This is a genomic window from Bradyrhizobium sp. USDA 4473, assembly GCF_054063335.1.
In genome coordinates this window covers 928,562-947,336 of sequence record NZ_JBSSGE010000001.1, presented here as the reverse complement: position 1 = coordinate 947,336, position 18,775 = coordinate 928,562, and the positions used below count along the sequence as shown (strand labels likewise).

Here is an 18,775-nt window from a genome sequence, read left to right as displayed (position 1 = left end):
TTTTGGTTGGGGCGGAACTAGCGTGGTTGCTGTCAGGCCGGCGACGGTCCGCGGACGCGCCTCAACTATCCACCTTCAGCGCGGCAATGAAAGCTTCCTGCGGGATGTCGACCTTGCCGAACTGCCGCATCTTCTTCTTGCCTTCCTTCTGCTTCTCCAGAAGCTTGCGTTTGCGCGTGATGTCGCCGCCGTAGCATTTCGCGGTGACGTCCTTGCGCAGCGCGCGGACGGTTTCGCGCGCGATCACCTTGCCGCCGATCGCCGCCTGGATCGGGATCTGGAACATGTGCGGCGGGATCAGCTCCTTCATCTTCTCGACCATGGCGCGGCCGCGGCCTTCGGCGCGGGTCCGGTGCACCAGCATCGACAGCGCATCGACCGGCTCGGCATTGACCAGGATCTGCATCTTGACCAGATCGGCCGGCTTGTAGTCGGTCAGGTGATAGTCGAACGAGGCATAGCCCTTGGACACCGACTTCAGGCGGTCGTAGAAATCGAACACCACCTCGTTGAGCGGCAGGTCGTATTTCACCATCGCGCGGGAGCCGACGTAAGTCAGCTCCTTCTGCGAGCCGCGGCGGTCCTGGCACAGCTTCAGGACGCTGCCGAGATATTCGTCGGGGGTGAGGATCGTCGCCTCGATCCACGGCTCCTCGATCTCGGCGATCTTGACCACGTCCGGCATGTCGACCGGGTTGTGGATCTCGAGCTCGGTGCCGTCGGTCAGCTTCATCTTGTAGATCACGCTCGGCGCGGTCGCGATCAGGTTGAGGTCGAACTCGCGCGACAGCCGCTCCTGGATGATCTCGAGGTGCAGCAGCCCGAGGAAGCCGCAGCGGAAGCCGAAGCCGAGCGCGGCGGAGGTCTCCATCTCGTAGGAGAAGCTGGCGTCGTTCAGCCTGAGCTTGCCCATCGCGGCGCGCAGCGTCTCGAAGTCGTTGGCGTCGACCGGGAACAGGCCGCAGAACACCACCGGGATCGCCGGCTTGAAGCCGGGCAGCATCTCGCTGATCGGCTTCCTGTCGTCGGTGATGGTGTCGCCCACTCTCGTGTCGGCGACTTCCTTGATCGCCGCGGTGATGAAGCCGATCTCGCCGGGACCGAGCTCCTCGACCTGCTCCATCTTCGGGGTGAAGAAGCCGACGCGCTCGATGTCGTAGGCGGCACCCGTGCCCATCATGCGGATGCGGCTGCCCTTCTTCATCACGCCGTCGACGACGCGGATCAGCACCACGACGCCGAGATAGACGTCGTACCAGCTGTCGACCAGCAGCGCCTTCAAGGTCGCGTCGCGGTCGCCCTTCGGCGGCGGCAGGCGGGTGACGATCGCCTCCAGCACGTCGGGCACGCCGACGCCGGTCTTGGCCGAGATCATCACCGCGTCGGAGGCGTCGATGCCGATCACGTCCTCGATCTGCTGCTTCACCTTCTCGGGCTCGGCCGCGGGCAGGTCGACCTTGTTGAGGACCGGCACGATCTCGTGATTGTTGTCGAGCGCCTGGTAGACATTGGCGAGCGTCTGCGCCTCGACGCCCTGGCTGGCGTCGACCACCAGCAGGGAACCCTCGCAGGCCGCCAGCGACCGCGACACCTCGTAGGCGAAGTCGACGTGGCCGGGCGTGTCCATCAGATTGAAGATGTAATCCTTGCCGTCCTTGGCGCGGTAGTTCAGCCGGACGGTCTGCGCCTTGATGGTGATGCCGCGCTCGCGCTCGATATCCATCGAATCGAGCACCTGCTCCTTGCCCGCCATTTCGCGATCCGACAGGCCGCCCGTCATCTGGATCAGGCGGTCGGCGAGGGTCGACTTGCCATGGTCGATATGGGCGACGATGGAGAAGTTGCGGATGTTGGAAATCGGGGCAGTTGTCATGGGGCGCGGGATAGCATCCGCACCCCCGCGCGGGCAACCACATTGCGGTATTTTGCAGGGGTGTGACGGCGAATCACGGGGGTGTTTCCGGCAGGGTTGCAGTGATCGATTTCCGGGCATGTTTCTGCTAGGTCTGGCGGCCCGAAAATCGTGGATTTGACGATGCGCTGGACCCTTCTCGCCGCCGGATTGCTGGCCATGTTGTTCGCGGCGCCCGCGGCTGCCGACAAGCGCGTGGCGCTGGTCGTCGGCAATTCGACCTATCAGAACGTGTCGCGGCTGCAGAATCCGAAGAACGACGCGCAGCTGGTGGCCGAGACGTTGCAGCGGCTCGGCTTTGCGCTGGTCGGCGGGCAGGCCCAGGTCGATCTCGACAAGGCCGGATTCGATGGCGCGATCCAGCGCTTCGGCAGCCAGCTGATGGGCGCCGACGTCGCGCTGTTCTACTACGCCGGCCACGGCATCCAGGTGCGCGGCACGAACTATCTGGTGCCGGTCTCGGCGAACCCCACGCGCGAGGCCGATGTCGATTTCCAGATGGTCGATGTCGGGTTGGTGCTGCGGCAGATGGAAGGCGCGGGCACCCGGCTCAACATCGTCATCCTGGATGCCTGCCGGAATAATCCATTCGGCGGCCGCGGCCTGCGCGCCGCTGACGGCGGCCTCGCCCAGATCCGCGCGCCGGAGGGCACGCTGTTGTCCTATGCGACCCAGCCCGGCAACGTCGCGCTCGATGGCGATGACGGCCATAGTCCCTACACGCGCGCGCTGGTCGACACCATGCAGAAGCCGGGGCTCGACGTGTTGCAGGCCTTCAACCAGGTCGGCCTCGTCGTCAAGCGCGCCACCGGCAGCGCGCAGCAGCCCTGGGTGTCGACCTCGCCGATCGATGGCTCGTTCTATTTTGCCGGCAACGCGCCCGCGCAGGTTGCGACCGCCGATCCGCCGGCGACGGTGATCCCGCCGCAGCAGAGCCTGCCGCCGCCGAGCACGCCTCCGCCCGCGCCGCCGGTGGCGCGCACTCAATCGGACTTCATTATTCCGGATTCCGACAGCCGCCTGCTGTCGGAGTCCGATCTCAGGTCGCTCAGCAAGGACGACCTGCGGATTGCCCGCAATGAAATCTACGCGCGGCGCGGACGCTACTTCAACGCGCCGGACCTGACCGCGCGGTTCAGCAGGTTCGCCTGGTACGTGCCCCGCTCATGGGATCCGCCGCTCAACGCGGTCGAGAGCGCCAATGTCGCGCTGATCGATCGCTTCGAATCCGGCGGCGCAGCGCCGAGCGGCTTCATCTTCCCGGATTCCGACCGGCGGCTGCTGACGCCGGCCGATCTGCGGTCGCTGTCGCGGGACGAATTGCGGCTCGCGCGCAACGAGATCTTCGCCCGCCGCGGACGCTATTTCGATTCCGCCGATCTCAAGGCGTATTTCTCGCGCTTCGCGTGGTATGCGCCGAACAGCTGGAATCCGCGATTGAACGCGATCGAGGAGGCCAATGTCGCGCTGATCGATCAGGCCGGGAAGCGCTGAATGGCCGCGCGCGGGATCGCCTGCATTATTGCTCTGCTGGCGCTGCTGCCGCAGCTCGCGCACGCCGAGAGTAGCAGCGAACTGCTCGACCGCCTGGTGCGCGCCTATCCCGATGCGCTGTCCGGTCACGACGACACCACGATCACCTGGCGCGACGGCACGGTGATGCCGGTCGATGACGGCGTCTCCGACAAGTCGTTCGATCAACTCCTGCGCAATGCGTCGATCCTTGACCAGATGCGGCAGCCCTATCCGTCGGGGCCGTCAGCGCCGCCGGCTGTGAATGTCGATCCCGGCCGCTTCCGCAACGAGGCCTTCTTCAGGAAGATGTATGGCGACTGCAACACGGCCGAGGTCCGGCGGAACCTGGTGACGATCAGCTGGCTGCCGAAATCCTGGGGCAAGCCGGTCCAGGTCACCCGGGTCAACGGCATTGCCGAGCGGCTCAAGCAGGTCTCCGCCGAGATTGAGGCGCTCGATCCAGCGCTGCGCGCCGCGGCGTTTCCGATCGCGGGTGTGCTGTCTTGTCGCGCCGTCGCCGATACCGGCCGGATGAGCATGCATGGCTATGCGGCCGCGATCGACCTCAACCTGAAAGTCTCCGATTACTGGCTGTGGGCGGGCAAGGGGCAAGGCAAGGGAGAAAGCAAGAGCAAAACCATCCCCTACAAGAACCGGATGCCGCGGGAGATCGTCGACATCTTCGAGCGCCACGGCTTCATCTGGGGCGGCAAGTGGTATCACTACGATACCATGCACTTCGAGTACCGGCCGGAGCTTCTCGAAAAGTGAAGAGGCCGGCTGGAGCATGATCCGGAAAAATGTGCGGCGGCTTTCCCAAAGATCATGCTCAAAGCAAAGAGGTAGAGCGGGTCGAAGAAAAGTCATCCCGCTCTGGACGCATTCTCACGCCAAGCTGATTTCACTGGCCACAAAAACGCGCTAAAGGGCGCTGAAGTGCTGGTGAGCATTCACTCATCGCGCGTACGCTTCCACTCGGTATGATCCCTCCGGAAAGCCACCTTCGACTTTTTCCGGGTCATGCCTCAGGCACAGGCCATGTCGACCGTTTCCACGCTTCCTGCCGCAAGGCGCTCCACCCGCAGGCTGACAATCCGGCGGATCGCCGCCTGGATTGCTTCGCGCGCCATCGATCCCAAGACCGGCCTGTGGTTCGTGATCGGCTTCGCACTGGTTCACGCGGTGCTGTGGACGCTGATCCTGGTCAAGCTCAAGGCCGCGCAGGACGTCCATATGGATGTCGCGGAGGCCTATGCCTGGGGCCAGCGCTTCCTGCTCGGCTATGGCAAGCATCCGCCGCTGTCGGGCTGGATCGCAGGGGTCTGGTTCAGGATATTCCCGGTCACCAACTGGTCGACCTATGCGCTTGCGATGGCGACCGTCAGCTTCGCGCTGGTGGTGTGCTGGCTGATCGCGCTGCGCGTGATCGATCGCCGCCGCGCGTTCTTCATGGTGGTGATGCTCGCGCTCTACCCGATCTTCAATTTCAAGGGCTTCAAATACAACGCCGACCTCGCGCAGCTGGTGCCGCTGCCGCTCTTGGTGCTGGCCTATCTGAACGCGTTCGAGAAGCGCAGCTTCAAGTCGGGTCTCTGGCTCGGCTTCGCCGGCATGCTGGCGCTGATGACCAAGTATTGGGTGGTGACGATGATCGGCGCCATCGGGCTCGCCGCGCTGATCCATCCGCAGCGCAGTCAATTCCTGCGCTCGCCGGCGCCGTGGGTTGCGATCGGCACCATGCTTGTGGCGATGATCCCGCATCTGGTCTGGCTGGAGGAGGTCAACTTCGTCCCGTTCACCTATGCCGGGGATGTCTACGCGCTGTCGAGCCGCGCGCTCAACGTCCAGCTCGTGATCGGCTATGTCATGCACAATCTCGGGCTGCTCGCGATTCCGACCGCGCTCGGCCTCGTCGCGCTGCTGTTGGGGGCGGTGCCGTGGCGGCCGTCGGACGTGCTGGCGCGGATCTGGTCGCGCGGGCCTAATCCCGCCGTCAACCTTCCGCAGGCGCTCAACGTCTGGATCATCCAGGCGATCGTCGCGATCGGGCCGCCGCTCGGCGCGCTGGCATTCACCGTTTACATCAAGACCGATTGGGGCATCCCGCTGTTCTTCCTGGTGCCGCTTGCGCTGGTTGCGATCCCCTCGCTCAGAATCCCGCGCATGGCGCTGTTCTCGATCGTTGCGGTCTGGTTCGTGGCCACGATGGTCACGCTGATCGCCGCGCCCAGCATCGCGACGCAGGAGATCGCGTCCAATCATGCCAGCGGCTCGACCTACGCCGCGCGCTCCGAGCTCGCGCGCGAGCTGACCGAGACCTGGCAGGCCAAATTCCATTCGCGCTGGGCGGTGGTGGTCGCGCGGTCCGACATCGGCGAGCCGATGACGTTCTACAGCCCGGATCATCCGGCCTCGCTGGTGCCAGGCGAGGCATGGACTTCGGGGCTGACGTCGCTCGACGAGGCCAAGCGTCTCGGCTTCATCGGCATCTGCGACACCACCGATCCGGTGTTTCTCAAACCCTGCGAGGCGTGGATGGCCGAGCATGCCAAGGATGCCGAGCCGCTGGTGATGACCACCATGCGCTTCTTCAACGGCCATCCCGGTCCGTCGACGGCGTGGAAGGTCTACCTGGTGCCGCCGGCGAAGTAGTCGTTGCCGGACATCAGTGCCGCTTCTGTTGTCCTGAGGGACCGTGACGCTTTCGCCGCCGTCATTGCGAGGAGCGATAGCGACGAAGCAATCCATTTCTCCGCTTGCGGCGCGATGGATTGCTTCGCTTCGCTCGCAATGACGCGGATAGGGCTGTACGCACCGTCATCCTGAGGTGCGAGCGAAGCGAGCCTCGAAGAATGAATCGGCCACCGCGGCGGGCCGTGCATCCTTCGAGACGCGCTTCGCGCTCCTCAGGATGACGGTGATAGGCTTTCGCTCAGCGTAGCGGCGCTTACGTGCCTTCCTCGTTGAACTTGCTGGCGACGAGCTCGGCGATGGCATCCAGCGCCTGCTGCGCTTCGTCGCCTTTCGCGGAGACCACGACCGTGGTGCCGGGTCCGGCAGCGAGCATCATCAGGCCCATGATCGAGGTGCCGCCGACGGTCTCGCCGCCGCGCGTCACCCAGATCTCGGCGTTGAAGCGCTCGACCAGCTGGACGAATTTCGCCGAGGCCCGCGCATGCAGGCCGCGCTTGTTGACGATCAGGAGTTCGCGCGAGATGGCGCCCGCTGGCACGCCCGGGCCGACATGGTTTGCGCCCGCGGCCTCGTCGCTCATTTGCCTGCGAGAACGCGGCTGGCGATGGTGACGTATTTGCGGCCGGCTTCCTGCGCCATCGCGATCGCGTCGGGCAGCGAACGCTCCTCGCGAACCTTGGCAAGCTTGACCAGCATCGGAAGATTAATGCCCGCGAGCACTTCCACCTTCGGGCGGCTCATGCAGGAGATCGCAAGGTTCGACGGCGTGCCGCCGAACATGTCGGTGAGGATCGCAACGCCGTCGCCGCTGTCGACGCGGTTCACCGCTTCGATGATGTCGCTTCGACAGAGATCGGAATCGTCTTCGGCCCCGATCGTAATCGCTTCAATTTGTTTCTGCGGACCCATGACGTGTTCGAGCGCTGCTCTGAACTCGTCGGCAAGGCGCCCATGGGTCACCAGCACTAGACCAATCATCGGAAACTCCTCGCGGGCGCCCTTTGGTGCACCGCACGAACGCGCCACTTTGACCATCCAGAGGCCCTGCGCAAGAGGGCATCTTGGCTAGTCTCCCGGTTCCTGGCGGTAGAGAGGGGAGGCTGCGCCGGCAAAATCCGACGCGATAGTGGATGTGATATGGTTACCAATTCCCTTCCCACAATTGGCCGCAAGATTACGGGACCATGAACTTTCAGGTTGTCGTCAGCGCAGCGACAACCAGCGGCAGGGGTTGGAAGCCTGCGGCTACAGGAATTCGGGGTAATATAATGCCATTAAGGCATGCCGTGAGCGCTTCGGGCGGCGGCAGCCGCTCGGCATCGTCGGCGGCCAGGTCGACGACCAGGCCGACCACGGCCTCGCCGGCGAACGGACAATGGCGGATTCCGAGGCCTCGGACCTCGATCAGACCGGCCAATTGCTGGGCCGGACGAACCCACAATTGTTCGCCGGCTGTGTCGAGATGGACACGGTCATCCCCCACCAAAATGGCCGGCGGGAGCGCTCCGGTGCGACCGGCGAGAATCAGATCGAAGGCCAGCCGCGACTTGCCGGCGCCCGACGGGCCGCGGATCAGCACCGCACGCTCGCCGACCAGAACGGCGGAGGCGTGCACGCTGGAATTGTCGCTCATAGTGTCGGCAGCCTGACCACGAAACGTGCGCCGGCCACGGTGGGGTTGCCGTCCTCGTCCGCGGGGCCCGGACGGTTCTCGGCCCAGATCCGCCCGCCATGGGCTTCGATGATCTGCTTGGAGATCGAAAGCCCGAGGCCGGAGTTCTGGCCAAAGCCCTGATGCGGCCGGTCGGTGTAGAAGCGCTCGAATATCCGCTCCAGTGCGTCCTCGCCGATGCCGGGACCGTCGTCGTCGACCACGATCTCGACCTCGCCGCGGGTGCGGCGGCAGACGATGCGCACCTTGTCGCCCGGCTTGGAGAAGGATTGCGCGTTCGACAGCAGGTTCGAGATCACCTGGCCGAGCCGGGAATCGTGCCCGGGCACCGAGAGCGTGTCGGTCGGCCCGCGGCCCTCGAAGCGCACCTCGACGGCGACGTCGTGGCCGAGCCTCGTCTCGTTGGCGACGCCGGTCAGCGTGGTCAGCAGCCGCCGCAGGTCGACCGCCGCCATGTCCTGGCGCTGCAATTCGGCATCGAGCCGGCTGGCGTCCGAGATGTCGGAGATCAGGCGGTCGAGCCGCTTGACGTCGTGCTCGATCACGGCGAGCAGCCGCGCGCGGCTGTTCTCGTTGCGCGCCAGCGGCAGCGTTTCGACCGCAGATCGCAGCGAGGTCAGCGGGTTCTTCAGCTCGTGGGCGACATCGGCGGCGAACATCTCGATCGCCTCGATGCGGCTGTAGAGCGCGTTGGTCATGTCGCGCAGCGCGCCGGAGAGATGGCCGATCTCGTCGCGGCGGCCGGTGAAGTCGGGAATCTCGACGCGGGTCTGGATGCGGTGACGGACCCGCTCGGCGCTTTCGGCGAGCCGTCGCACCGGGCCTGCGATCGTGCTCGCCAGCAGCAGCGACAGCATGATCATGACCGCGGAGGCGACCCCGCCGATCTTGAGGATGGCGAGGCGCTCCGACATCACCAGCTGGTCGATGTCGTCGCCCTGCGTGGTCAGCATCAATGCGCCGCGCACGGCGCGGAAATGCTGCACCGGCACGGCGACCGACACGATGATCGCGCCGCGATCGGTGACGCGCACGGCGCTGCTGTTCATGCCCTCGAGCGATTGCGCGACTTCGGAATAGCCCTTGCCGCCCTCGGGACCGAGCTCGCGATAGATCGGCAGGTCGCCGCGGTTGAGCCAGGTCTTGATGGTGGCCTTGGTCTTCTCATAGAACGACGGCTTTTCCGACGGCGGCGGCAGCTCCATGCGCAGCACGTCGCCGCGCGCGAACAGGTTGCGGCTGTCGAGGATCAGCCCGCCATCGCGATCGAAGATGCGGGCCCGCGTCTTGGTCGGCGCGATCAGGCGGCGCAGCACCGGCGCGACCCGCTCGGGATTGATCGGGAAGTCGGCCGATTCATCCGGCTGGCCATAACTCTCGCCGGGCTTGAGATCGAGCAGCCGGTCGGGATCGATGGTGACGGTGTTGCCTTCGACGGTCGCGGACGCCGCGATCGCCTCCGAGATGATCTCGGCATAGACCAGAAGGCTCTGGGTCCGCGCCTCGATCAGGCCGGCGCGGAATTGCGAGAGATAGAGGATGCTTGCGACCAGCGCGACGAGGCCGGCGAGGTTGAGCGAGACGATGCGGCGCGTCAGGCTCGAGAACGACAGCGCGAAGAAGAACTGACCGGCGCGGCGCAGCCAGCCGAGCGGCCGGCGCCAGCCCTTGTCCCGCGCCAGATCGTCGGCCACGACCTCTTGATCGAGGAGCTGTGAGGCGTCCTCGGTGGTCTGGCCTTGCTCGAGCTGCGTTCGATCAAGCACTGGCAAAGCTGCCGGTTGGTATGGGTGGCGTCCCGCGAAGCAGATGTTTGCCCGAGCTTACCCCAGCCGTGCGGAGCCTGTCAGTTAACAAGCTTCCCGGGAGGTGCAGATCAGGCTTCCTTGAAGCGATAGCCGACGCCATACAGCGTCTCGATCATCTCGAAGTCGTCGTCGACCACCTTGAACTTCTTGCGCAGCCGCTTGATGTGGCTGTCGATGGTGCGGTCGTCGACATAGACCTGGTCGTCATAGGCCGCGTCCATCAGCGCGTTGCGGCTCTTCACCACGCCGGGGCGGGTGGCGAGCGCCTGCAGGATCAGGAATTCGGTCACGGTGAGCGTCACCGGCTCGTTCTTCCAGGTGCAGGTGTGGCGCTCCGGATCCATCCGCAGCAGGCCGCGGTCGAGCGCGCGGGCGTCCGGCTCCTTCGGCGCGGCGGTCGGATCCTTCGGCTGGCCGCGACGGAGCACGGCCTTGACGCGTTCGACCAGCAGGCGCTGCGAGAACGGCTTGCGGATGAAATCGTCCGCGCCCATTTTCAGGCCGAACAATTCGTCGATCTCCTCATCCTTCGAGGTGAGGAAGATCACCGGCAGGTCGGACTTCTGGCGCAGCCGGCGCAGCGTTTCCATGCCGTCCATGCGCGGCATCTTGATATCGAGGATCGCAAGATCGGGCGGCGACGTGCGAAATCCATCCAGCGCCGACGCACCGTCCGTGTAGGTCATGATGCGGTAGCCTTCGGCTTCAAGCGCGATCGAGACCGAAGTGAGAATGTTGCGGTCGTCGTCGACCAAGGCGATTGTGGGCATGAGCTGCTTTCACAATGAGAGTGGCTTAAACGGCGGGCACTCGGGCAACGCGCCGTGGAAATGGGCTTCGAACGCGGTCAACGAGCAATGCAAGCTGGGCTGAAGTGTGACCGAGTTCCGCAAAAATACGCTTCTGCGACCCATGCGATGGACCCCATATACCACCCTGAGATTATGAAAACAGGCCCTTTTTTCATGCGGAACCGGCCTGTTTTGCCCCCAAAATGACCCGATAGGCCCATGCAACCGACCGTCGACTTCGATCCTGCCCACCTTGCCCGCTCGCTGCTGCGCCGCAGCCGCCAGGGCGCGCTCGCCACGTTGATGGCGGGATCCGGTGATCCCTATTGCTCGCTGGTCAATCTGGCGAGCCATCCCGACGGCTCGCCGATCCTGCTGATCTCCCGGCTGGCGCTGCACACCAGGAATATCCTGACCGACAGCCGGGTGTCGCTGATGCTGGACGAGCGCGCCGAGGGTGATCCGCTGGAGGAGGCCCGGATCATGCTGGCGGGGCGGGCAGAGGAGGTCGCCGACGCCGAGCGCGAGCTCGTGCAACGGCGCTATCTCGGCGCCCAGCCATCGGCGGAAGCCTTTGTGGAATTTAAGGATTTCTCGTTTTTCGTGATTCGGCCGAGCGGCGCCCATCTGGTCGCCGGGTTCGGCCGCATCGTCGACCTCAAGCCCACGCAATTCCTGACCGATCTCGCCGGGGCCGACGCGCTGCTGGAGGCCGAGGCGGGCGCGGTGGCGCATATGAATGAGGATCACCGCGAGGCCATGAACCTCTACGCCACCCGGTTGCTCGGCGCTGACCGTGCCGACTGGCTCTGCACCGGCTGCGATCCCGACGGCATGGACATGCAGGCCGGCCGCGCCACGCTGCGGCTCGATTTCCCCGAGCGCGTCAGCAACGGCACCGAGCTGCGCAAAATGCTGGTGCGGCTCGCCGGCGAGGCGCGCGCCAAGACATAGACCCAGGACTTAAACCTCGGGGATCGCGAGGCCCGTGCCCGACGAGGCATGGTGTCGCATGGCCGCGGCGGCATGTGCGTTTGTCGAAGCGTGTCATCCGATCACGCGGCGATCGGCATTGCGGGCGTCTGATAGCGCGATCATGTCGTGCCGGCGCGTCGATGATGCACGAGCAAGACGTGTTGGTTGCGTTACCATCGATCGTGATGGTTCAGCGATCGTCGATCGCCGAACCTCGCGGAACATTCGACGTTGCCGCGCATTGAAGTGACCCAGCCTCGATGGGTATTGAGCCCGATCAAATCTGCTGGTCCGCAGCTCAACGCTGACGATGGTGCTCGCCGCGTGCAACGCGATCGTGGACGACATGCCGGCGCTTCGCAATGCTGCATCAACTCGCGGCCGCCTTTCTCGATGACACATCCTCAGCGCGAAATGCATACCCGGCATTCTCGCTGCCTTTTGCTTGGCACGATGCGGGGCATACGATGATCGCTGGCACCCTTTGTGCATCGCAATGCCTTGTTCGCAGCGGGAAAGACGGCGAAACGCCGCCCGAGCGCTGCGAAAAGAACGAGAAAACGAAAGCAAAGCGAAAGCGTTTCGCGCTGCGGTATTCGAGCCAGATGATGCGTCCGCCTTGGAATAAACCAAAAGCCGTTCGACTGGCTTGGCAAGCCCGGCGATCCCCACTATTAGGTCGCCGGACCGGGGCCGAGAGGCTATATTCTGATGAAGGTCACCGCGGCGGGGCGCGATTAGCAACATTCGCGCGAACAAGGATACGCGGGTTCGAGGAGGTTCTTCGTGCAAGAGACGGGCGTGCATAACGGTGCCTTCGGTGCCGACAAATTCGGCTTAAAAAATCTCAAGGGCGTGCACTGGAACTACGGCGCGCCTCAGCTCTACGAGCATTCGTTGCGCAATGGCGAAGCGGTGCTCTCGGCCGATGGCGCGCTCTGCGCCGACACCGGTGAGTTCACCGGCCGCAGCCCGAAGGACAAATTCACCGTTCGCGACGGCCTGACCGACAAGAGCATGTGGTGGGCCGGCAACCAGTCGATCACCTCGGAGCAGTTCGCAACGCTGCATGCCGACTTCCTCAAGCATGCCGAAGGCATGACGCTGTTCGCGCAGGATCTCTACGGTGGCGCCGATCCGAAGCATCGCATCAAGACGCGCGTCTTCACCGAGCTCGCCTGGCACTCGCTGTTCATCCGCACGCTGCTCATCCGCCCCGAGGCCTCGGAGCTCGCGAGCTTCGTGCCCGAGCTCACCATCATCGATCTGCCGAGCTTCCGCGCCGATCCGAAACGTCATGGCTGCAAGTCGGAGAACGTCGTCGCGATCGATTTCGCCCGCAAGATCGTCCTGATCGGCGGGTCTTATTATGCCGGCGAGATGAAGAAGAGCGTGTTCACCACGCTGAACTTCTACCTGCCCGAGAAGGGTGTGATGCCGATGCACTGCTCGGCCAATGTCGGCCCCGACGGCGACACCGCGATCTTCTTCGGCCTGTCCGGCACCGGCAAGACCACGCTGTCGGCCGATCCCAAGCGCACGCTGATCGGCGACGACGAGCATGGCTGGAGCGAGGACGGCGTCTTCAATTTCGAAGGCGGCTGCTACGCCAAGTGCATCAAGCTGTCGGGCGAAGCCGAGCCGGAGATCTACGCCGCCAGCAAGCGCTTCGGCGCGGTGCTGGAAAACGTCGTGCTCGGCGTCAATGATCGCGTGCCCGATTTCGACGACGGCTCCAAGACCGAGAACACCCGCTCGGCCTATCCGCTCGATTTCATCCCGAACGCCTCGCGCACCGGGCGCGCGCCGCATCCGAAAAACGTGGTGATGCTCGCCGCCGACGCCTTCGGCGTGATGCCGCCGATCGCCAAGCTGACGCCGGCGCAGGCGATGTATCACTTCCTGTCCGGCTACACCGCGAAGGTCGCCGGCACCGAGCGTGGTCTCGGCAACGAGCCGCAGCCGGAATTCTCCACCTGCTTCGGTTCGCCGTTCCTGCCGCGCGATCCTTCGGTCTATGGCAATCTGCTCCGCGAGCTAATCGCCAAGCACAATGTCGATTGCTGGCTGGTCAACACCGGCTGGACCGGCGGCAAGTACGGCACCGGCCGCCGCATGCCGATCAAGGTGACGCGCGCGCTGCTCACCGCCGCGCTGAACGGCTCGCTCCGCAACGCCGATTTCCGCACCGACAAGTATTTCGGCTTCGCGGTGCCGACCTCGCTGCCGGGCGTCGAGCCGCACATCCTCGATCCGATCAAGACCTGGGCCGACAAGGCCGAGTTCGACAAGACCGCGCGCGCGCTGGTCGGCATGTTCGCGAAGAACTTCGCGAAGTTCGAAGCGCAGGTCGACGCCGAAGTCCGCGCCGCCGCGCCGGAAGTGAAACTCGCGGCGGAGTAAATCGCGCAAAACGTACACGATTTGAAAAGGCGGCCCCCGTGGCCGCCTTTTTGTTTTGATTTCTTCATGGCGCTATGCGGCGATATCTATCCCCGTCATCCTGAGGAGAGCGCAGCGCGTCTCGAAGGATGAACCGCCGGCCGGTGGCCGTCGACCCTTCGAGACGCGCGCAAGTGCGCGCTCCTCAGGGTGACGGGTCTGGAGTGCGGATTCTCTACTCGCCCATCTCCGGCAGCACTGCGTTGCTCGGCGTCTGCCTGTCCGTAATCTGCAAACCGAACAGGCTGCCGATCAACTCCACCGCGACGCGCGCGGTGCGGCCGCGTTCGTCGAGAAACGGATTGAGCTCGACGATGTCGAGCGAGCGCACCAGCCCGGAATCGTGCAGCAGCTCCATGATGAGATGGGCTTCGCGATAGGTCGCGCCGCCCGGCACCGTGGTGCCGACGCCGGGCGCGATTTCCGGATCGAGGAAGTCGACATCGAACGAGACATGCAGCACGCCGTTCTTCGCCCTGACGCGCTCGATGACGCGGCGGGTCAGGACGGCGACGCCGAACTCGTCGATCTGGCGCATGTCCGCGATCGACACGTTGCGCTGCCGCAGCAGCTTGCGCTCCAGCGGGTCGACCGAGCGGGTGCCGATCAGCGCGAGCTGATCCGGCGGGATCGAGGCGCGCGGCAGCCCGCCGAGCAGATCGTCGAGACCCGGCTCGCCGCACAGGAAGGCCGCCGACATGCCGTGCATGTTGCCGGTGATGGTGGTGGCCGGGGTGTTGTAGTCGGCATGCGCGTCGACCCACAGCGCAAACAGCGGCCGGCCCTTCTCCTTCCAGTAGCGCGCGACGCCGTTGATCGAGCCCATCGACAGCGAGTGATCGCCGCCCATGAAGATCGGAATCGCGCCGGAATGCGCCAGCCAGTAGGCGCGCTCCGACAGCGCGCGGGTCCAGGTCTTCACCTCGTCGTAGAATCTGGTGTTGGCCGGCACCGGGCCGTCGGCTGTAATCTGCGGGATCGCAAGATTGCCGTGGTCGTCAACCTGGAAGTCGAGCTGCTCGAGCAGGCGCGCGATGCCCGCGGTGCGCAGCGCGTCCGGTCCCATCAGCGGGCCGGCCTGCGAGGCGCCGATCTCGATCGGAACGCCAAGCAGCGCGATGCGCGAGGGCTTTGACGTGTCGGCTTCGGACATGCAGCAATGCTCCCAGAGGTGTGGAACAGCAGCGACGTGCCAATGTTCCCCCAACCCCTGAAATAGGCAATGCGGTCGGTGCAGAGCAATGTGGATATTTGGCTACGCCTTGAAATAGGCGATCTGCGTCGTGGTCGCGAGCAGGCGGCCGGATGGCGACCACAATTCGCCGTGCTGGTCGCCGTAGCTCTTGTGGAAGCTCTTGGCGTCGGCGACCGCCAGCACGCGGGTGGTATCCTCGGTGTCGAGATCGGCCGCGTCGGCATGGAAATAGGTCGTCAGCGACACCGTGCCGAACGGCACCAGCTCACCCCGCGCGTGGAACACGCGGCCGAAGAACGCATCCGACATCGACATCAGCGACAGCGCATCGAGCTTGCGCGGCACGCGGTCGGCGATCCAGAGTTTTGAATAGGGGCTCGACGGCTCCGTCGCGCCGGCGCCGCCGAATGCCGGCTCGCCCTCGGCGAAACGGAAGTCATACTGGTTGGCCCAGGTCATTTTGAGCTTCGGATAGGAGCGGAGCTGCTCGAACGGCACGGCGCCGGGAAAGGCCGCCGGCTGGTGCGACCAGGATGGACGGCGCTCGGCGAACACCGCGGTTGCCAAGGTCGCGACCTCGCCGCCGCCTTGCGTCATCTCGACCGACCAGTGCTGGCTCGATCGGTTGGCCTTGACCAGCCGCACGTCGAGATCGAACGCGCCCTCGGCGACCGGCGCGCAGTAATTGACCGTCAGTGCCAGCGGATCGCCGGCGCGCTGCGGGTGCTGCATCAGCGCGCGCAGGATGGTCGCTGCCGTGCAGCCGCCGAACGGACCGACAAAGGCCCAGTAATCCGGGCTGGTCCGCCCCTGCCAGCGGCTGTCGCCGGCGGTCACGGCCGTGGCTTCATCGAACAAATGCGGAGTCTTGATGAGCATGCAATTCCTTAACTGCAAATCTGTCCAGCTGTCATTGCGAGGAGCGAAGCGACGAAGCAATCCATCCTTCCGCACATGCGGCGCGATGGATTGCTTCCGCCTTCGCCAAGGCTTCGGCGGACAAGTCGCTTCGCTCGCAATGACGCTTGCGTTTAGACAAGCAGTACTCCAGCGACCACGCCCAGTTCAATGACGTCGGACGTCATCGATTTCCGCGACCCGGGAATTACCTTCGTCAGCCCTTCGCCTCGCGCTGGGTGCCCAGCAGCGGCGGCGCGCTCGGATGCACCGGCACGTGCCAGATGTCCTCGGCATATTCGCGGATGGTGCGGTCGGAGGAGAACCACGCCATCCGCGCGACGTTGAGGATCGAGGCGCGGGTCCAGGCCGGCACCACCTGCCAGCGCGCGTCGATGCCGCGCTGCGCGTCGTAGTAGGAATCGAAATCGGCCGAGACCATGTAGTGATCGAGATAGCGCAGCGCGTGCCCGATCGAGGCGAAGCGCGCGGCATCGCCGGGCGAGAACTCGCCGCTCTCGATGGCGCGGATCGCGCGCTCGAGCCGCGGCGACTTGCGGATCACGTCAGTGGCATCCAGCCCCTGCTTGCGGCGAACCATCACGTCGCCGGCCTCCAGCCCGAAGATCGCGATGTTCTCAGGCCCGACCGCGTCGCGGATCTCGATGTTGGCGCCGTCGAGCGTGCCGATGGTCAGCGCGCCGTTCAGCGCCAGCTTCATGTTGCCGGTGCCGGAGGCTTCCATGCCGGCGGTCGAGATCTGCTCGGAGAGATCGGCAGCCGGGATGATCACCTCGGCGAGGCTGACATTGTAGTCGGCGAGGAAGGCGACCTTCAGCCTGCCGCCGAGCGAAGCGTCGTTGTTGACGATTTCGGCGACGTCGTTGATCAGCTTGATGATCAGCTTGGCGTAGCGGTAGCTCGCCGCCGCCTTGCCGGCGAAGATCTTGACCCGCGGCACCCAGTTCGCACCCGGATTGTCCTTCATCGCGTGGTACAGCGCGATCGTCTCCAGGATGTTGAGCAGCTGCCGCTTGTATTCGTGGATGCGCTTGATCTGCACGTCGAACAGCGCCGACGGATCGACCTTGATGTTGTTGCGCTCACCGATCAGCCGCGCCAGCGCCAGCTTGTTGTGATGCTTGACGTCGCGGAACTGTTTCTGGAGTTCGAGGTCGCTGGAATGGGTCTCCAGCCGTTCGAGCAGCGAGAAGTCGTCGAGCACGGCCTCGCCGCAGGTCTCGCGCAGCAGCGCGGTCAGCCGCGGATTGGCCAGCATCAGCCAGCGGCGGAAGGTGATGCCGTTGGTCTTGTTGGTGATGCGAGACGGATAAAGATGATGCAGGTCGTGGAACACGGTCTCCTTCATCAAATCGGAATGCATCGCGGAGACGCCGTTGATGCGGTGCGAGCCGACAAAGGCGAGCTGGCCCATCCGCACCCGGCGGCCGCTGCGCTCGTCGATCAGCGAGACCGAGGCGCGATATTCGATGTCGCCGGGGAAGCGCTCCTCGGCGAGCGCGAGATGGGCGACGTTGATGCGGTAGATGATCTCGAGATGCCGCGGCAACAGCCGCTCGAACAGCTCGACCGGCCAGGTCTCGAGCGCCTCCGGCAGCAGCGTGTGGTTGGTGTAGGACAGCGTCGCGACCGTGATCTTCCAGGCCTCGTCCCAGCGGAAATTGTGCAGGTCGACCAGGATGCGCATCAGCTCGGTCACCGCAAGGCTCGGATGGGTGTCGTTGAGCTGCACCGCCGCCTTCTGCGCGAGATTGCGCAGGCCGCCGTCGGAGGCGAGGTGCCGCTTCACCAGATCCTGCAACGAGGCCGAGACGAAGAAATATTCCTGGCGCAGCCGCAGCTCGCGGCCCGCTGCGCTCTCGTCGTTCGGATAGAGGAATTTGCAGATCGCTTCCGCGCGTGCCTGCTCGGCGCTGGCCGAGACGTAGTCGCCTGAGTTGAACACGTCGAGCTTGAGCGGATCGGGCGCATGCGCCGACCACAGCCGCAGTGCGTTGACGTGCTGGCCGCGCCAGCCGACGATCGGCGTGTCGTAGGCCATCGCCTCGACGGTTTCCGCCGGGTGCCAGGTGGCGCGGTCGCGGCCGCGATCGTCGACATGCTCGACATGGCCGCCGAAATGGACGTTGTAGACCACCTCCGGCCGCTGGAATTCCCAGGGGTTGCCGAAGGCGAGCCACTCGTCGGGATATTCCTGCTGCCAGCCCTGGTTCATGATCTGGCGGAACAGGCCGAAATCGTAGCGGATGCCATAGCCGGTCGCCGGAATCGCCAGCGTCGCCATGCTCTCCATGAAGCACGCCGCGAGCCGGCCGAGACCGCCATTGCCGAGCGCCGCATCCGGCTCGCATTTGCGCAGGTCGGAGAGATCGACGCCGAGGTCGCCGAGCGCGGCCTCGAACAGCGGCAACAATCCCATATTGTTCAGCGCATCGGTGAACAGCCGCCCGATCAGGAATTCGAGCGAGAGATAATAGACCCGCTTGGCGCCGGCGTCGTAGCTCTGCTTCTCGGCGGTCAGCCAGTGGTGCACGATGCGGTCGCGCAGCGCCAGCGCCGCGGCCTTGTACCAGTCGCGTCGCGTCGCAACGGTGGCGTCCTTGCCGATTGCGAGCCGCAGCTTGGCCAGGATCGCGCCCTTGATCTCGGTCAGCGCCAGCTCATCGACCGGCTGATTCAGGGCCGGATAGTTTGTTTGTTCCTGCAACGCCAATCCCCGCCGTTCAAACTCTACGCAATGATACGCGCGTTGCGCTGCAACCGAAACCGTCGAGAGCCGTTACGCACCGCAACTGCCGCGATTTTATGCAAGGACCGGGCCGAATTCAGGCATTCGGGCCTGCCGCTTGCAGC

At 64.9% G+C, this 18,775-nt stretch carries 14 protein-coding genes; 5 read left to right on the top strand and 9 right to left on the bottom strand.

Annotated elements, in window-relative coordinates; translation table 11 throughout:
- Nucleotides 1-61 precede the first annotated feature (61 nt).
- A complete protein-coding gene (gene lepA, locus ACVW17_RS04410) occupies nucleotides 62-1,873 on the bottom strand; it encodes a translation elongation factor 4 (RefSeq protein ID WP_018269553.1) in 1,812 nt (603 codons plus the stop codon).
- 162 nt (nucleotides 1,874-2,035) lie between these two features.
- Between lepA and ACVW17_RS04405 the strand changes: the two genes are divergently transcribed.
- The 3 genes from ACVW17_RS04405 to ACVW17_RS04395 all read left to right on the top strand — a co-directional run bounded on the left by ACVW17_RS04405 (nucleotide 2,036) and on the right by ACVW17_RS04395 (nucleotide 6,079).
- A complete protein-coding gene (locus ACVW17_RS04405; protein ID WP_456750810.1) occupies nucleotides 2,036-3,406 on the top strand; it encodes a YARHG domain-containing protein in 1,371 nt (456 codons plus the stop codon).
- The gene (locus ACVW17_RS04400) at nucleotides 3,407-4,198 is read left to right on the top strand and encodes a M15 family metallopeptidase (protein WP_456750809.1); all 792 of its coding nucleotides are present in this window, start codon (nucleotides 3,407-3,409) and stop codon (nucleotides 4,196-4,198) included.
- Nucleotides 4,199-4,465: 267 nt separating this feature from the next.
- Nucleotides 4,466-6,079 carry a glycosyltransferase family 39 protein gene (locus ACVW17_RS04395; RefSeq protein ID WP_456750808.1) on the top strand — a complete coding sequence of 538 codons (1,614 nt, stop codon included), beginning with the start codon at nucleotides 4,466-4,468 and terminating at the stop codon, nucleotides 6,077-6,079.
- Nucleotides 6,080-6,374: 295 nt separating this feature from the next.
- On the opposite strand, the gene ACVW17_RS04390 is transcribed toward ACVW17_RS04395, so the two are convergent.
- From ACVW17_RS04390 to ACVW17_RS04370, 5 genes are all read right to left on the bottom strand, one after another.
- Nucleotides 6,375-6,701: an HPr family phosphocarrier protein gene (locus ACVW17_RS04390; RefSeq protein ID WP_456750807.1), complete on the bottom strand. Its 327-nt coding sequence runs from the start codon at nucleotides 6,699-6,701 to the stop codon at nucleotides 6,375-6,377.
- Nucleotides 6,698-7,099, bottom strand: coding sequence for a PTS sugar transporter subunit IIA (locus tag ACVW17_RS04385; protein WP_021076632.1), 402 nt, complete (start codon nucleotides 7,097-7,099; stop codon nucleotides 6,698-6,700). The genes ACVW17_RS04390 and ACVW17_RS04385 overlap by 4 nt, the downstream gene beginning before the upstream one ends.
- Before the next feature lie 214 nt (nucleotides 7,100-7,313).
- Nucleotides 7,314-7,754 (bottom strand): HPr kinase/phosphorylase, encoded by a 441-nt coding sequence (locus ACVW17_RS04380; protein ID WP_456750806.1) that lies wholly within the window; start codon nucleotides 7,752-7,754, stop codon nucleotides 7,314-7,316.
- Nucleotides 7,751-9,559, bottom strand: coding sequence for a stimulus-sensing domain-containing protein (locus ACVW17_RS04375; protein WP_456750805.1), 1,809 nt, complete (start codon nucleotides 9,557-9,559; stop codon nucleotides 7,751-7,753). Before ACVW17_RS04375 ends, ACVW17_RS04380 begins: the two co-directional genes overlap by 4 nt.
- Nucleotides 9,560-9,669: 110 nt before the next feature.
- Entirely contained in the window at nucleotides 9,670-10,371 is a 702-nt protein-coding gene (locus tag ACVW17_RS04370) for a response regulator transcription factor (protein ID WP_016843287.1), read from the bottom strand.
- A gap of 240 nt (nucleotides 10,372-10,611) precedes the next feature.
- Here ACVW17_RS04370 and ACVW17_RS04365 point away from each other — a divergent pair, with 240 nt between their 5' ends.
- Both ACVW17_RS04365 and ACVW17_RS04360 read left to right on the top strand, forming a co-directional pair.
- The gene (locus tag ACVW17_RS04365) at nucleotides 10,612-11,346 is read left to right on the top strand and encodes a HugZ family pyridoxamine 5'-phosphate oxidase (protein ID WP_456796799.1); all 735 of its coding nucleotides are present in this window, start codon (nucleotides 10,612-10,614) and stop codon (nucleotides 11,344-11,346) included.
- An 807-nt stretch (nucleotides 11,347-12,153) separates the two neighbouring features.
- On the top strand, nucleotides 12,154-13,770 hold the full coding sequence (locus ACVW17_RS04360; protein ID WP_456796798.1) for a phosphoenolpyruvate carboxykinase: 1,617 nt from the start codon (nucleotides 12,154-12,156) through the stop codon (nucleotides 13,768-13,770).
- A 214-nt stretch (nucleotides 13,771-13,984) separates the two neighbouring features.
- On the opposite strand, the gene rocF is transcribed toward ACVW17_RS04360, so the two are convergent.
- From rocF to ACVW17_RS04345, 3 genes are all read right to left on the bottom strand, one after another.
- Nucleotides 13,985-14,962 carry an arginase gene (gene rocF / locus ACVW17_RS04355; RefSeq protein WP_456796797.1) on the bottom strand — a complete coding sequence of 326 codons (978 nt, stop codon included), beginning with the start codon at nucleotides 14,960-14,962 and terminating at the stop codon, nucleotides 13,985-13,987.
- Nucleotides 14,963-15,064: 102 nt separating this feature from the next.
- The gene (locus tag ACVW17_RS04350; protein WP_456750800.1) at nucleotides 15,065-15,883 is read right to left on the bottom strand and encodes an acyl-CoA thioesterase; all 819 of its coding nucleotides are present in this window, start codon (nucleotides 15,881-15,883) and stop codon (nucleotides 15,065-15,067) included.
- A 235-nt stretch (nucleotides 15,884-16,118) separates the two neighbouring features.
- Nucleotides 16,119-18,635: a glycogen/starch/alpha-glucan phosphorylase gene (locus ACVW17_RS04345; protein WP_456796796.1), complete on the bottom strand. Its 2,517-nt coding sequence runs from the start codon at nucleotides 18,633-18,635 to the stop codon at nucleotides 16,119-16,121.
- Nucleotides 18,636-18,775 lie beyond the last annotated feature (140 nt).

Coding starts and splice junctions, on each gene's coding strand:
- lepA (WP_018269553.1), bottom strand. CDS start 1,873: ATGACAACTGCCCCGATTTCCAACATCCGCAACTTCTCCATCGTCGCC.
- ACVW17_RS04405 (WP_456750810.1), top strand. CDS start 2,036: ATGCGCTGGACCCTTCTCGCCGCCGGATTGCTGGCCATGTTGTTCGCG.
- ACVW17_RS04400 (WP_456750809.1), top strand. CDS start 3,407: ATGGCCGCGCGCGGGATCGCCTGCATTATTGCTCTGCTGGCGCTGCTG.
- ACVW17_RS04395 (WP_456750808.1), top strand. CDS start 4,466: ATGTCGACCGTTTCCACGCTTCCTGCCGCAAGGCGCTCCACCCGCAGG.
- ACVW17_RS04390 (WP_456750807.1), bottom strand. CDS start 6,701: ATGAGCGACGAGGCCGCGGGCGCAAACCATGTCGGCCCGGGCGTGCCA.
- ACVW17_RS04385 (WP_021076632.1), bottom strand. CDS start 7,099: ATGATTGGTCTAGTGCTGGTGACCCATGGGCGCCTTGCCGACGAGTTC.
- ACVW17_RS04380 (WP_456750806.1), bottom strand. CDS start 7,754: ATGAGCGACAATTCCAGCGTGCACGCCTCCGCCGTTCTGGTCGGCGAG.
- ACVW17_RS04370 (WP_016843287.1), bottom strand. CDS start 10,371: ATGCCCACAATCGCCTTGGTCGACGACGACCGCAACATTCTCACTTCG.
- ACVW17_RS04365 (WP_456796799.1), top strand. CDS start 10,612: ATGCAACCGACCGTCGACTTCGATCCTGCCCACCTTGCCCGCTCGCTG.
- rocF (WP_456796797.1), bottom strand. CDS start 14,962: ATGTCCGAAGCCGACACGTCAAAGCCCTCGCGCATCGCGCTGCTTGGC.
- ACVW17_RS04350 (WP_456750800.1), bottom strand. CDS start 15,883: ATGCTCATCAAGACTCCGCATTTGTTCGATGAAGCCACGGCCGTGACC.